We start from the raw sequence: 14,222 nt of genomic DNA on the forward strand, positions 1-14,222 counted from the left end.
CGATGATGAGCTCGACGGCGCGCCGCTCGTCCTCCGAGCCGGAGAGCCGGTGGAGGGTCGAGAAGTCCTCGATCAGCTTCCAGGGCACGTCGAGCGAGATGCTGTCAAGCACATCGCGTTCGAGTTCCGGATCACTCCACTGGACAATCGCCGAGAGATCGGCCACGGTTCGATTTCCTCCCTGTGTATCACCGGTTCCCTGGCTCCCCCGAGCCGGCAGCGGAGCCGGGTTCCGATACGACCTCGCCCCTGTTTTCAGCGGCCGGGGGCTATTCTTCCGTGTCATCCCGTGCGAAGCGAAGGAACTCCGGCGTGGGCGGCCGTACACACGAGTTCCTTCGCGACGCGAAGGATGTCACGAAACGGAGCGATGAACTAGACGGTGATGACCACCTTCCCAAAGCTCTCGCGGGATTCCGCGCGGCGATGAGCGTCGGCGACCCGCTCGAGCGGGAAGACGCTGTCGATGATCGGGGTGATCTCACCCGCGAAGAGCAGGCGCATGACCTGGGTGAAGTCGTCCCAGTTTCCCATCGGCGCGCCGATGATGCGCCGGTGGCGCTGATAGACCTCCCGAATGTCAAACTGCGGCTGGTTCCCGGCGGTGGCGCCGCAGCAGACCAGCCGTCCGCCGCGGCCCAGGCTGCGGATGCTCTCGCGCCAGGTGGCGCCGAGCGGATCGACCACGATATCGACCCCTCTGCCGTCGGTCTGCTCCAGGACCCACTCCGAGATCGGCCCGGCGCTCGGGTCGAAGGTCGCGGCCGCGCCGTGCTCCTCAGCGAGGCGCCGCTTCTCGGGCAGGCTGGCGGTGGCGTACACGGTCGCTCCCGCTCGCCGCGCGATCCGCAGCGCCGCTGAGCCGACGCCGCCGCCGACGCCGAGGATCAGGACCGACTCGCCGGCGCGCAGTTGACCGGCGGTAATGAGCATGCGCCACGCGGTTGTGTAGGCGATCGGCATCGCCGCCGCGTCGGTGAACGAGACATGATCCGGAAGCGGCAGCAGGTTGTTCGCCTGCACCACCGCATACTCCGCCATCGCCCCGTCGGTGTGCTCGCCGAAGATGCGGTAGTCGAGGCACTGCGTCTGTTCCCCGGCGCGGCAGTAGTCGCAGGTGCCGCAGTAGATCGCCGGGTAGAGCACCACCCGTTGTCCGACGTGAACGTTGGTGACCCCCGGACCGAGCGCCACGACCTCCCCGGCGCAGTCGCTGCCGCTGATGATGGGGAAGTCCGGCTCCGTCCAGGGGAAGATCGGGACCGGCGGCCCGCTCCTGGCCCACAGGTCGAGCCGGTTGATGGATGTGGCGCGGACCCGAATCAACGCCTCGCCGGGACCCGGCTCCGGCCGGGGCACCTCCTCATAGGAGAGAACCTCCGGTCCACCATGGCGGTGGATCACCGCCGCATGCATTGTCGATGGCAGTCCACTCACGAAACCCATCCCTCCATCCGTCGCGCCGCTGCGGATCGACCGGCTGCCCATCGTACCGCCCCGCGCGGCGCATCACCAGCCCGCCGGCGGGGACCGGCTGACCCGACGTGGTGTCTGGTCCGTTCACTCAGGCGCTAAAAGGCGGCATTGATCTTGCTATTCGCAATGCAGTATGAATTGCACCCCTTCGTCCCCCTCACTCGTCTCGCACCCCGCATCCCAGCACATTGCGCCGGTTGAGGGTGGTTCGCAGTCGGAGGGGAGGGAATAGCGTGCAATCAGGATGGGATCGGGTTGGGATTCGGTGGGGAGGACTATGACCTCGACCATACTTGCGCGTGGGCGCCGCTGGTGGTGGATTGTCCTGGTTGGTGCCCTCGCCGCCGCAGCGTTGGCCTACCTCGTCAGCGCGGCGATGACGCCGATCTATCAGGCACATCTCACGTTGTTGATCGAGGAGGGCCAGGGGACCGGAGCCAGCGACTACAACGACATCCTGGCTGCCGAGCGCCGTACCCGTACCTTCAGCCGCCTCGTGGCGCAGCGCCCCGTGTTAGAGGAGACGATCCGCCGTCTGTCGCTCCGGGTGACTCCGGAGGAGCTGGCAACGGCGATCGACGTGACACCGATCCGCGACACGCAGCTCGTGACGCTGGCCGTGTCGGACCCCAGTCCCGCACGGGCGGCAGCGATCGCGAACACGGTCGCCCAGGTGTTCATCGAGCAGACGCAGCAGCGGCAGGCTGAGATCGCCGGACCGGGCGCCGATCAGGTGCAGCAGAACATCGACGCGATCCAGAAGCAGATCGACGAGGCGAACGCGCGGATTGCCGAGCTGCAGGCACAGCCGAACGCCGGCGATCCGGCGGTGCAGCAAGAAATCCGGAACCTGCAGACGCAGCTCGCGCAGTTCACGGAGACCCACAGCGCCCTGATCGAGGCGCAGCAGCGCATCCTGGCCTCGGCGGCCAGCGGTCCGCGGATCCGTGTAACGGCCGACGCGGTCCCGCCTGAGTCGCCCGTTCGCCCGCGCACCACACTGAACACGGCCCTCGGTGGCGTGCTGGGCGCGCTGCTGGGATTGGGCGTGGTGCTGGTGCTCGTCTACCTCGACGATACGGTCAAGGATGCCGAGGATGTGCGGCGGCTGACCGGCCGCCCGGCGCTCGGCTGGATCCCCCGGTTCCGCGGGCCGGTCGGCATCGCGCTGGTGACCGCGCCACGCTCGCCCGTGTCGGAGGGGTACCGGAGCCTGCGCACGAACTTGCAGTTCGCGACCCTGGGGCAGGAGGTGCGCTCGATCCTCGTGACCAGCGCCCGCCCCGGGGACGGCAAGACGACCACCGTGGTCAACCTCGGTGCCGTGCTCGCGCAGGGCGGCCAGCAGGTCATCGTCGTCGACGGCGACCTGCGCCGGCCTCAGCTCCACGCGACCCTCGGCAGCATCCCCAACCGCGTCGGACTGACGAACCTGTTACTGACGGAGGATGCCGTCGATCTGTCCGCGGTGCTCCAGGAGACCGACGTCCCGGGGCTCCGGGTGCTGACGACGGGACCGCTGCCGCCGAACCCGACCGACGTGCTCGACTCGCCGCGGATGCATGATCTCATCGCCGTGCTGGAAGGTATGGCGGACATCGTACTGATCGACGCCCCGCCGGTGCCCGTGAGCGATGCCCTGGTGCTGGCCGGGATGGTGGACCGCGTGCTTCTGGTGGCCTACAGCGGCCGCACCCGCTCGGCAGAGCTGGCGCGGGCGGTCGAAGAGCTGACGCGGGCCGGTACGCCGCTGCTGGGCGTCCTGCTCAACCGGGCCGAGGCCGGCGCCGGCGGGTACGACCTCTACTACGCGGAGTACTACAGCGCTGAACCGGATCCCGGCGACCACGACGGCAGCGGCCCCGGCGCGCCAACGCGCCTGTCGCAGCGGTTGGGTGCCTTGGTACCGGGGCGTGCCGTCGACCTACCGCAGCGGGGCAACCAGGGCTAGCGGCACGGCCGCTTGGCCCGTGGTGAGTGGTTCGAGGGAACGCGACGGATGACGATGCGGCGATCGGATGTCCTTCGTGAACAACGGGGCGACGACCTGAGCGATACCACGCTCCGCGTGGGCGCCCGTCGAGCGCGGCGCCGTCGGTCGCGGCGCCGCGCCTGGGTGGCGCGTCCCACAACCGTGGTCGCGGTGGTCTGCGTGGTCGTGCTGGTGCTCTGGATGGGGCTGCGGGTCAACCAGGCTCGCGCCGCGTACGCGGGCGTGACGGAGGAGGTGGCGACGCTCCAGGCGTATGCCGATGACGACTTCGCTGCGCTCTCGTCTCGCGATCTCGCCCCGATCATTTTCAGCCTCGACGAGCTGAAGCGGGATGTCTCCCGGCTGCAACGTGCGGTGACGCTGCCACCGGGCGTCCACCAGATCGCGAAGCATCTCCCCTGGATCGGCGAACGCTATCGCGCCGGCCACGACATGCTGAATATGGTGGCGCTCCTCTCGGAGGCGGGCGAGACGACGGCGCAGGTGAGCCGGGAGATGTTGGCAACGCTGGAGGCGAGCGGGGTGAGCGCCGACGGCAACTCACCAGTGGGGACCTGGCTGGACGTGCTCACCCGGCATCAGGCCGAACTGGAGCAGGTCGCGGCACAGGTCGACCAGGCGCAGCGCATCCGCGCCCGGCTCGACGAAGCGGCGCTGCCCTCCGCGGCGCGCAACCGTCTCCCGACGCTCGACCGCGTGCTCGAGCGCGTGGGCAACGTCGACGACCTGCTAGGCCCAGACCTCCCGGCATTCCGGGCGGCGCTGGGCGGCGATCGGCCGGTCCGCTATCTGGTGCTCTTCCAGAACCCGGCGGAACTCCGCCCGAGCGGCGGCTTCCCCGGCACGATGGGCCTGATCACCCTCGAACACGGGCAGCTTCAGGACTACCGGATCTTCAGCGCCCACGAACTGACCCAGGACTACATGCGGCAGCGCAAGGAACGCCGGCCTCAGCCCTGGCCGATCCAGCAATATTTCCCGCAGGACGGCTTCCTGCTCCACGACGCGACGTGGTGGGCGGACTTCCCGCGTGGCGCGGCTGTGACGATGGAGATGTACGCCGAAACCGACTGGCCGCCGATCGACGGCATCATCGCGGTCCAGCCTGCGGTGGTGAGCGACCTGCTGCGGATCACCGGGCCGGTCATGCTGTCGGTGGACGGCGAGGAGCGAGAGATCACGGCGGGCAACCTCTACGAGGAGATCGAACGGCAGCGCCGGTTGCGCCGGGCGGGGGACCTCGACGCGACATCCCACAAGGAGCTGATCGCGCTGATCGGCGAGGAGCTGATTGAACGCATGAAGTCGGGGGATCGGCAGTTGCTGGCGCGGATGGCCGCGGCGCTGCTCCCAGCCGCCCAGCGGCGCGACATGCAGATCTACGCGTCGGACCCGGCGGTGCAGGCGATGGCCGACCGCCAGGGCTGGTCCGGTCGACTCATCCCTGACGAGGGTATGCCGACCCTGGCGGTCGACTTCGCGAACATGGCCATCAACAAGGCGAGTCTGGCGATGCAGCCGCGGATGACGCTGACGCTCCAGGCCCCCGAGAACGGCCAGCGGCGGGCGACGCTCGATGTGGTCCTCGAACACCTCGGCACCAACGACGAGGATCCGCTCTACGGCGGGTTCCAGCGCTGGTGGACGGAAGTGCTGCTGCCGGAGGGCAGCGGCTGGATCGCGAGTGACCCGTCGCCGCTGCCCGATCCGGAGGCGTTGAACGGTGGGAGCTACCAGATCGACCTCTTCCCCGGGCAGATGGGACGCATCCACATGGAGTTCACCATGCCGGATGCGCCCTCACTCCTGCTTCGGCGCCAACCCGGCCTCCGCACGGCCGAGGTGACGGTGGTCGACGCCCGATGCCAGCAGTCGCAGCAGGTATCGCTCACGAAGGACGTGCGGGTCGACCTTGCTGCGCTCTGCCGCTAGGCAGGCTCACTGATAGTTCCAGGTCGAGACCTTCAGCGTGCCGCTCGGCAGATCGATCGTCTGGGCACTCTTGTTCTCGAACAGCACCGTGACGGTGTCTTTGCTGCTGACGACTGCGCTCAGGTAGACCCCGTCGCGGATGCCGGAGAACCCGGCCAGCGCCATGTCGCCCTTCATGGCTCCGGGAACCGAGACGGTCGTCTTCACCGTCGCTCCCGGTGCCAGCGCCGGCGGGTCGTACTCCACGGTGCCGACGTAGTTACCCCAGAGCCGGCCGCCGTTTTCGCCAACGACCAGCCCGCCACGCACCGACATCATCGCCGGCTGGTTCTGTGTACCGATCCAGACGACGCGCTTGGTTGGCCCGCTGAGGTTCTCGACGGGTGGATTGTTCAGGTACCCGTTCATGATCGGGTTCACCAGCGTCAGGTTCACGTTGGTGTTGTCGGTGGGCAGGCGGATGGCGTAGGGGGCGACCTGATTGCCGACCATGTGGACGCCATCGGCCACGATGTAGCTCGTCATGCCCGGGACGACCTCCAGGGCCGGGCCGGTCGCGCCAGTCTTGGCCTCGGAGTAGACGCTGCTCAGGTAGAGGTTGCTGACCCCGTTGACGAGCAAGGCAGCGCCGGTGGCACCGTTGGTCGTTGGCTCGATCTGGCTCGCGATGATCGACACCTTGGTCATCTGCGTCTGCCCGTCACCGAGGACGACCTGGTGCTCGGTGTTCCCGTAGATCTGCGAGCCGATGATCTTGCTCTCCTGCACACGCCGCACGAGCCGCAGGCCGATTCGGTTGTTCTTTACCGTGAGGTCGGACATGAGCATCGAGTACGCGTGATCCTCGTTGCCAATACCGATGCCCGGGTCGCCGAGGCAGTTCTGGATCAGCAGGTGCTCGAACCGTGCCCGGATGCCGCCGTACTGGCGGATCCAGATCCCGTAGCCGGCCGTCCCGGCCCCGTCGATGCCGATGTTGGCAATGGTGAAGCCCTCCATACCGCTTGGCAGCACCGTTCCGTCTCCAAGGGTGAGCACCGCCTTGGTACCGGGGACGGCTCGCAACGTGGTCAGGGTGGGCGAGGCACCAATGATCGTGATTGGCCGCGTGATGGTGATGCCGGAGGTGAGGTACGTCCCGGGCGGAAGCATCAGCACCTGGTTCGCCTGCGTGGCAGCGTCAATCGCGCCCTGCAGCGCGACGGTGTCGTCGGTGACGCCGTCGCCCACGGCGGCGAACTGCGCCTTCACGTCGATCACCCCGTTGCCCACGTTGGCCGCTTGGGCGAGGTTGGCCGTGGCCTGAGAGTCGGACGCCGGTCCCAACAGCGTCACCATCAGTACCAGGATGCATGCAATCACCACGACGGCTCGGCGGGCGCCGAACCCCATGATGAGACGGCGAGCGCCGGGCGTGAGCGCACGCTGCCCCGCCGCGCGAGTGTCGTTGTCCATGACTTGTCCCTGCCTGTCCTGCAACCCGGGTGTCGGGTTGCGTGGCCACGTCCACGGGCGTGGTCGTGGCTACCGCTCCACTTCGGATGGGCGGGCGCCCCGTTTCCGCGCGGCTGTCCCGAGCCGCGTTGCCCACCGGCGGGGAACCCGTCACCACGCACATTGTGGCCGTGACGGGGTGTCACCGGACTGATTCGAGTGTCCCGCTCTCCATGAGAGAATAATGTCCCGACGCGGTACTCGTGTCTAGAGCCAGACTAGTACCTGTGTACTCATATCTAGGGTAGGAGTACTACGGTCGCGTGCGTGGCAGGGGTATTGGTGGCGTGGTGGAGAGCAACGGCGCGGCGATAGCCCCCGCCGCGCCGTGGGAGCTGAGGACTAGGCGACGCCGTCCTGGCGAAGCACCGCTATCACGGTCTGCCACAGGATCCGCAGATCGACCCAGAGCGAACGGTTCTTGACGTACTCCAGATCGAGTGCGAGCGTCTCGGTGAACGTAAGTTCATCCCGTCCACTGGCCTTGGCCGGCGAAGTTACCCCCGGCTTGATGCTCAGAATCGTCTCCGCGGCGTCACCGTAGTACGGGAGCATTTCCGGGATCTCCGGCCGGGGACCGACGAGGCTCATGTCGCCCTTCAGCACGTTCCAGAGGTTTGGGAGCTCGTCGATGCTGGTGCGTCGCAAGAACCGCCCGACGCGCGTCACCCGTGGGTCGTCCTTGGGGTGGAAGATGAGCGTGGGCAACTGTTCCGGCGAGTACTTGTAGGCATAGAGCTCGGGAAAGCGCTCCCGCGCGTCGACGTACATCCCCCGGAACTTATAGAGCGTGAAGGGCACGCCATGCTGGCCGACGCGGACCTGGCGGAAGATCGCCGGGCCCGGCGACTCCAGGCGGACGGCGATCGCAGCGGCAGCCATGATCGGGCTGGTGAGGACGAGCCCGATGGTTGCTCCGACGATGTCGATTGCGCGCTTCAGGGTTTCATAGACCGGATGGCCGCCGGCCCACCACCGGACGCCCTCCCGCACCTGGGCCGACCCGGCGGCCACCCGGGCCTGTTCTGCCGGTTCGATGCTCCGGGTCTCACCGCGCATAGTGCGTCACCACCTTCCGCACGGCGGCGATCACGTCCTGCACATCTTCGTCGGTCAACTTGGCCGAGAGCGGCAGCGACACGGTGCGGCTCCCGATCTCCTCGGCGTTCGGGAAGTCGCCCGGCCGATAGCCGTACCGCTTCCGGTAGTAGGCGTGCAGGTGAACCGGGGTGAAGTGGATGCCACTGCCGATGTTCTCCGCGCGCAGCGCCTCGATGAACTGTTCGCGGTCGATGGTGAGCCGCTCCGGCCGGAGCAGGATCGTGTAGAGGTGCCCCGCATGCCGCTCCTCAGGCCGCGCCGGAGCGGGCGTCTCGATCGCCGGCAGGTCGGCGAAGCCCGCATCGTACGCTCGCCAATGCCGCCGCCGGATGGTGAGGTTGGCTTCAATGCGCCGGAGTTGATGCAGGCCGAGCGAGGACTGGAGATCGGTCAGGTTGTATTTGTAGCCCGGCTCGACCGCCTCGTAGGGAGTGAACCCGCTCGCAGAGTAGCGCTTCCAGGCGTCCTTGCTGATGCCGTGGAGGCGCAGGATGCGAAGCCGCTCGGCCGCCGCGTCATCGTTCGTGGTGATCATCCCGCCTTCGGCCGTCGTCATGTTCTTGGTGGCGTAGAAGCTGAAGACGGTGAACTTGCTGATGCTGCCGATCTTCTTGCCGCGCCAGGCCGCCTCGACCGCGTGGGCGGCGTCCTCGATGACGGTCAGACCGTGGCGGTCGGCGATATCGCTGATCGCGTCCATGTCGCAGGGGCGGCCTGCCATATGGACCGGCATAATCGCTCGCGTCCGCGGCGTGATGGCCGCCTCGATCCGAGCCGGGTCGATGTTCTGCGTCTCCCGATCGACGTCGACGAAGACCGGACGCGCGCCGACGTGCTCGATCACGTTGGCCGTCGCGGCGAAGGTGAGGGGTGTGGTGATGACCTCGTCGCCCGGTCCGATGCCACTGGCAATCAGTGACAGGTGGAGCCCCGCGGTGCAGGAGCCGACCGAGACACCGTGCTTGGCGCGGACATACCGGGCGAACTCTTCCTCGAAGCGAAGGCTCTTGGGGCCGAACCCGATCCAGCCCGAGCGCAGGGTATCCACTACCTCCTGGATCTCCTCCTCACCGATGAGCGGTGCGCCGAACACCAGGAACTGGCTTCGAACCGGCTGACCGCCCGCCACGGCGGGAAGGGTTTCTCGTGTTACGGTCATGGTCGACCTCCGTCCTCTCACGTGCCGCTGTGGTGCGGCGGTGCCAGGGGGCCCGGATCTCCGGGCGTGCGAGCGTCAATGAACTCGCCTCGATACGCCTGCTGAGGGTTCCGTCCTCTCTAGCGGCTCGGTCAGCCTGCCTGCGTCGGCCCGCGCCCACCCGCTCGGCGCGGCGCGACCCGCGTGCGGCTCCGGAGCCGCCTCGACCGCCTGGCGCAGGACGGTCTCGAAGGCCCGCGATTGCCGCTGGCGCGATACGTGAGCGGCGACATATCGCTGGCCGTTTTCCCCGAGCTGCCGCGCCAGCGCGGGACGGGCGCGCAGCGCTCGGATGGCCTCCGCCAGTGCGGCCGGATCTTCGGGCGGGACACAGAGTCCGGCGCAGGCGTGCTCGACGACATCGGCTGTCTCGCCCTCGGCGGCGACGATCGCCGGGCGCCCCGCCGCCATGACGTCGAAGACCTTCGACGACAGCGCGAAGTCGCGCAGCCAGTCGGATCGCCGGAGCGTGACCAGGCAGGCGTCGGCCCGCCGGTACAGCGCGGGGAGCAGCCTGCGGGGCACCGGGTCGAGGAACGTGATGTTGGCCAGCCCCCGCTCCCGAGCCTCGGCCACGAGGCGCGGTTTCTCCCCACCGTCGCCGACCAGGAGGAGATGCACGTCCGGCTCGTCGGCCAGGAGCTCGGCGGTGTCAAGGACGGTGTCGAGCGCGTGCGGCAGGCCGTGCGTGCCCGCGTACATCACCACGAATGCGTCCGGGGCAATGCTCTCCAGGCCGGGGATGGTCTCACCCTCCGGTATCGGTGCCTGGAAGAGCTCCACATCCGCGCCGTAGTAGATGAGGTGTAGCCGCTCGGGTGGAATTCCCCGCTCCCGCAGGGCGGCTTCGATGCCGCGGGTGAACGGGACCACCTGCGCCGCGTGGTTCAGTGCGAAGGACGCCAGCGCCCGGGTCACGCGGATGGCGATCGGGTTGCGCATGACGCCGTAGGCCACGGCCTGCTCTGGGATCAAGTCGCCTGCGTTGAGCACGTAGGGCACGCCCCACCAGCGGCCGAGGATGGCGGCGGTGACGCACAGGAAGAGCGGGTGCATGTCGACCACGATGACGTCGGGCCGCCAGGGCAGCCGTGTCGCGGCGGGCAGTGCGCTCAGCGCGAACGACAGGTGGCTCAGGGAGCGGCGCAGGAACCCCCGGTTCGGCGCGGCGTAGAGCCAGGACCGTATCACCGGGATGCCTTCCATTTCCTCCCGCATGAGGACGCGACCACGGTACGCGGCCGGGATCTCCCCGCTCGGGTAGTTCGGGAAGGTCGTCAGGACCGTGACCGCATGGCCCATCTGCTGCAGATCCCTGGCGGTCTCCAGGATCCGGGTCTGCGGCGGACCGATCTCCGGCGGGAAGAAGTGAGTCAGGAACAGGACTCGCACACTCGTCCCCCTCGCAGTGTTCCGTCACGCCTCGCCCAGGACGATCGACCGGACGCTGGCGCCGATGCGCTCCAGATCGTCCTCCGTCAACGCCGGGTGGACCGGCAGCGACAGGACCGACTCCGCGAGCCGCTCGCTCACCGGCAGGCTGGTCGCCCCGTGCTCCGGGGCGAAGACCGGCTGGCGGTGCAGTGGGCGCGGGTAGTGGACGGCCGACTGAATCCCGCGCGCCGCGAGCGCCGCTTGCAGGTCGTCGCGGGTGATCCCGGCCGCTGCAGCGTCGATCTGGATCGTGTACTGGTGGTAGGAATGCTCGACGCCCGGCAGTCTGACCGGCGTCGTGATGCCCGGCAGGCCGGCGAGCAGCGCATCGAGCCGCCGGGCGTTGGCGCGCCGCTGCTCCAGCCAACCCGGCAGTTGGTCGAGCTGCACTAAGCCGATCGCCGCCTGTACGTCGGTCAGGCGGTAGTTCAGGCCCAGCAGCGTGTGCTCGTACTTCCGCTCCTGGCCGTGGCTCCGGAGCAGGCGGAGGCGTTCCGCGAGGGCGTCGTCGTTGGTCGTGATCATGCCGCCCTCGCCGGTCGTCATGTTCTTGGTCGGGTAGAACGAGTAGCAGACCATGTCGGCAAAGCTGCCGACATCGCGCCCGTCGATGCGGGTGCCGTGGGCCTGTGCCGCGTCCCAGACGATACGCAGGCCATGCTCGCGCGCCAGCCGCTGGATGCCGTCCACATCGCAGGCGCCGCCATAGAGGTGGACCGGCGCGATGGCGCGGGTCCGCGGCGTCAGGCGGCGCGCCGCGTCTTCGAGATCGAGCGTGGCGGTGGCCGGATCGACATCGCAGAAGATCGGGCGCCCACCGGCGAACACCACCGTGCTGGCGGTGGCGATGAAGGTGAAGGCCGGGACCAGCACCTCATCTCCCGGCTCCAGGAGCGCCAGCCAGGCGAGATGCAGCGCCGCCGTGCCGGAGCTGACCGCCACGGCGTGGCGTGCTCCAACCATCGCCGCGAAGCGCTCTTCCAACTCGCGGGTGACCTTTCCCTGCCGCACGTTGCCCGAGCGCAGCACGGCCACAGCGGCATCGATCTCTCCCGAGTCGAACCGTACCTGGGCGATCGGGATGACCTTCTCCTCCTGCGGGCTCTGCTTAGTTACCACCGACCGGGCTCCCTTCACGGATGCGTTCAATCACCGCCATGAGCTGCAGCGACTCGGACACGCCGTTCATGGGCGTGCGGTCGCTCCGCAGCGCCTCCAGGAAGTGGCCGAGTTCGCGCTCGAACAGGTTTACGGGAGGGAACTGCTGCGTGTTGTTGCCGAGGTTGAAGACCCCGCGCGGCTCTTTGCAGTAGACGATGGTGGGCAGGTAGTGCAGGATGCTGGTGAAGAGCGAGCCGTTGTCGCCCTGGATCTCGACGTAGTTCATGTAAGACGGCGTCACCAGGTCGCTCTCGCAGACCACCTCGACGTCCCCGACCCGGAGCCGCGCCAGCACGTAGTCCTCGGCGTTAACCCGCACCCGCTCCGATCCGATCTGCCGCTCCGGGAGGAGCGTGGAGCGCCGGAGCAGGTCGACCTCGTCGGGGCACCCGAGGAGCCACTGAATCAGGTCGAGGTTGTGGACCATCATCTCCAGGGTCGCGCCGCCGCCCGACTCGGTCGTGTGCTTCCAGGCACGGTGGCTGCCTCGCCCGCCCAGGCGGAAGATCGCGAAGTAGGGCCGGCCGATGATCCCGTCTTCGAGCACCTGCTTGGCGAACTGGAACGCGGGGTGGAAGCGGTACAGATAGCCGACCATGACGAGGCGACCCGACTCGCGCTGCGCGGCTGCGATCGCTTCGGCCTCCTCGTACGTCCGGCACAGCGGCTTCTCACAGAAGACGTGCTTGCCGCGCTCCAGCGCGGCCAGGACCACGCTCGTGTGGGCGGCGGTCGGCACGCAGACGTCGATTGCGTCGAGCTCCGGGTCGTCGAGCAGATCATCTGGTGAGCCGCGCCATGCGACGCGCTGTGCCTCGGCCAGCCGCTGGGCGGCTGCCGGGTCCTGGTCGGCCACCACGACGGTCGCGCCGAGTTTCCGGTAGGCATCGACATGCCGCTCGGCGATACGCCCACAGCCGATGACCCCGACCCTTGCGGTGGCCTGGCCGTTCTGTGCCGCCGTGGTGGCGTGCGTCTCAAGCGTCATGCACTTCCCTTCCCCTCCATCGATACGAACCCGCGTCAGTGGGCCGGCGCAGCCGGTGGTCTCCCGTCGAGCTCGCGCACATACATCCAGCCGGTTCCTTCCGGCCCGCGCGTCGCGCGGACCGGCCGCCAGCCGAGCCGCTCGTAGAGCCGGCGTGCCGCCGTGTTCTCATCGCGTACCCCGAGCTTGATGACCCGGACACCCCGGCGGGCCATCTCCCCGGTGAAGGCGCGCACCAATAGCTCGCCGATCCCCTGGCGCTGATGCGCCGGATCCACGCCGATCGTCATCAGACTGGCCGGGGGCAGCACGCCCGTGCTGTTGCGGGTGATCGGCGCGGTACGGCGCGCGCCCCGGGTGAGTCCGGCAACCCGCTGCAGCCGCGATAGGAGCGCCAGGGCGAGTTGTGGTTCGCGAAGGACGCGGGCCGCGAGTGCCGGCGCCGCCCATACCAGCCGGCGCCGGAGGAAAACGCGCCAGTGGCGCGTGACGTCCTCGCTGCCGCACACGAAGCCGACGACCGCGCCGGTAGGGCGGTGGAGGCAGACGAATCCGCAACCCTGTGGGTAGTCGAGGAACGCTCGGAAGTAATGCCGGAGCACCCGCTCGCCGAGGCTCGCGAGGAAGGAGTCCTGGAAGCTCGCGATGTGGACGCGCGCGACATCGCCCACGACGCTGGGAGCGAGCGGCGCAATCATGTACAGCCCAGAGTCGACCCCGGACGTCTCGGCGCGTTCATCCGCCGGGCGTGATCGTGGCTGGCTCAGTCGGGACGCCGCTGCCATCGCCGTCACCCCTCTAGCAACCATGACCGCGCCCGGTTCTCGTGGCGGAGTCGCTCCGGCAGGGGCATCACCCGGCCCGGCACCCCGATCACCAGGCTCCACGGCGGGACGTCCTTGGTCACGACGGCGCCCGCCGCGACCATCGACCCGTAGCCGACCCGCACACCCGGCAGCACCACCGCGCGGGCACCGATGGTGACGCTGTCCTCGATGATCGGCCCCGTCGGTTCGTACTCATGACGCAAGCGCAGCGGGTAGCGGTCGTTCGTGAAGACCGCGCCCGGCCCGACGAAGACGTAGTTGCCGATCGACGTGTGGGTCGGGATGTAGACCTGACTCTCGAGCTTGACATAGCTGCCAATCTCGACGTGACCATCGATGGTGGTCCCGGTGCCGACGGTCACATGGTCGCCGATGGTCGTGTGCTCGCGGATCAGGACGTGGTGGCCGCAGCGGAAGTGCGAACCGATGATGACGTCCCCGTAGATGACCGCGAAGCTGCGCACGATGCCGTCGTCGCCGATGATCGTGGGCGCGCAGCCCGGCCGGTAGGGGACGCTCACCTCGGCGTTCGGGTCGATGATCGTCCCGTCTCCGATCCGCATCTCCAGCACCTGTGCCACGGTGTGACTCCCTTCATGTGGGTGCGGCCGCACCCGG

Annotated in this window: 11 protein-coding genes; 2 read left to right on the forward strand and 9 right to left on the reverse strand. The window is 68.5% G+C overall.

What is annotated here, in order from left to right; genetic code table 11:
- Positions 1–375: 375 nt before the first annotated feature.
- Positions 376–1,437 (reverse strand): zinc-binding dehydrogenase, encoded by a 1,062-nt coding sequence (locus IRZ30_RS03235; protein ID WP_294082893.1) that lies wholly within the window; start codon positions 1,435–1,437, stop codon positions 376–378.
- A gap of 316 nt (positions 1,438–1,753) precedes the next feature.
- On the opposite strand from IRZ30_RS03235, the gene IRZ30_RS03240 reads away from it, so the two are divergent.
- Positions 1,754–3,427: a tyrosine-protein kinase family protein gene (locus IRZ30_RS03240; RefSeq protein WP_294082895.1), complete on the forward strand. Its 1,674-nt coding sequence runs from the start codon at positions 1,754–1,756 to the stop codon at positions 3,425–3,427.
- Positions 3,428–3,475: 48 nt separating this feature from the next.
- The gene (locus IRZ30_RS03245) at positions 3,476–5,401 is read left to right on the forward strand and encodes a DUF4012 domain-containing protein (RefSeq protein WP_294082896.1); all 1,926 of its coding nucleotides are present in this window, start codon (positions 3,476–3,478) and stop codon (positions 5,399–5,401) included.
- Between the two features lie 6 nt (positions 5,402–5,407).
- Here IRZ30_RS03245 and IRZ30_RS03250 read toward each other — a convergent pair whose 3' ends face one another.
- The 8 genes from IRZ30_RS03250 to IRZ30_RS03285 form a co-directional block, all read right to left on the reverse strand.
- Complete coding sequence (locus IRZ30_RS03250; RefSeq protein ID WP_294082897.1) at positions 5,408–6,856, reverse strand: glycosyl hydrolase family 28-related protein; 1,449 nt, start codon at positions 6,854–6,856, stop codon at positions 5,408–5,410.
- 381 nt (positions 6,857–7,237) lie between these two features.
- Positions 7,238–7,954, reverse strand: coding sequence for a sugar transferase (locus tag IRZ30_RS03255; RefSeq protein ID WP_294082901.1), 717 nt, complete (start codon positions 7,952–7,954; stop codon positions 7,238–7,240).
- Complete coding sequence (locus tag IRZ30_RS03260) at positions 7,944–9,155, reverse strand: DegT/DnrJ/EryC1/StrS aminotransferase family protein (RefSeq protein ID WP_294082902.1); 1,212 nt, start codon at positions 9,153–9,155, stop codon at positions 7,944–7,946. The genes IRZ30_RS03255 and IRZ30_RS03260 overlap by 11 nt, the downstream gene beginning before the upstream one ends.
- A 75-nt stretch (positions 9,156–9,230) precedes the next feature.
- Positions 9,231–10,586: a glycosyltransferase family 4 protein gene (locus IRZ30_RS03265; protein WP_294082903.1), complete on the reverse strand. Its 1,356-nt coding sequence runs from the start codon at positions 10,584–10,586 to the stop codon at positions 9,231–9,233.
- A gap of 24 nt (positions 10,587–10,610) precedes the next feature.
- A complete protein-coding gene (locus IRZ30_RS03270; protein ID WP_294082905.1) occupies positions 10,611–11,747 on the reverse strand; it encodes a DegT/DnrJ/EryC1/StrS aminotransferase family protein in 1,137 nt (378 codons plus the stop codon).
- The gene (locus IRZ30_RS03275) at positions 11,737–12,777 is read right to left on the reverse strand and encodes a Gfo/Idh/MocA family oxidoreductase (RefSeq protein WP_294082906.1); all 1,041 of its coding nucleotides are present in this window, start codon (positions 12,775–12,777) and stop codon (positions 11,737–11,739) included. The genes IRZ30_RS03270 and IRZ30_RS03275 overlap by 11 nt, the downstream gene beginning before the upstream one ends.
- Positions 12,778–12,812: 35 nt before the next feature.
- A complete protein-coding gene (locus IRZ30_RS03280; RefSeq protein WP_294082908.1) occupies positions 12,813–13,562 on the reverse strand; it encodes a GNAT family N-acetyltransferase in 750 nt (249 codons plus the stop codon).
- A gap of 5 nt (positions 13,563–13,567) precedes the next feature.
- Entirely contained in the window at positions 13,568–14,185 is a 618-nt protein-coding gene (locus IRZ30_RS03285; protein ID WP_012873213.1) for an acyltransferase, read from the reverse strand.
- Positions 14,186–14,222 lie beyond the last annotated feature (37 nt).

Origin of the sequence: Sphaerobacter sp., assembly GCF_019683595.1 — a bacterium.
In the GTDB taxonomy this organism is placed as follows: domain Bacteria; phylum Chloroflexota; class Chloroflexia; order Thermomicrobiales; family Thermomicrobiaceae; genus Sphaerobacter.

What these genes read in the sequence shown, in the direction of transcription:
- IRZ30_RS03280 (WP_294082908.1), bottom strand. Translation starts at nt 13,562, where the DNA reads ATGGCAGCGGCGTCCCGACTGAGCCAGCCACGATCACGCCCGGCGGAT.
- IRZ30_RS03260 (WP_294082902.1), bottom strand. Translation starts at nt 9,155, where the DNA reads ATGACCGTAACACGAGAAACCCTTCCCGCCGTGGCGGGCGGTCAGCCG.
- IRZ30_RS03245 (WP_294082896.1), top strand. Translation starts at nt 3,476, where the DNA reads ATGACGATGCGGCGATCGGATGTCCTTCGTGAACAACGGGGCGACGAC.
- IRZ30_RS03275 (WP_294082906.1), bottom strand. Translation starts at nt 12,777, where the DNA reads ATGACGCTTGAGACGCACGCCACCACGGCGGCACAGAACGGCCAGGCC.
- IRZ30_RS03240 (WP_294082895.1), top strand. Translation starts at nt 1,754, where the DNA reads ATGACCTCGACCATACTTGCGCGTGGGCGCCGCTGGTGGTGGATTGTC.
- IRZ30_RS03250 (WP_294082897.1), bottom strand. Translation starts at nt 6,856, where the DNA reads ATGGACAACGACACTCGCGCGGCGGGGCAGCGTGCGCTCACGCCCGGC.
- IRZ30_RS03255 (WP_294082901.1), bottom strand. Translation starts at nt 7,954, where the DNA reads ATGCGCGGTGAGACCCGGAGCATCGAACCGGCAGAACAGGCCCGGGTG.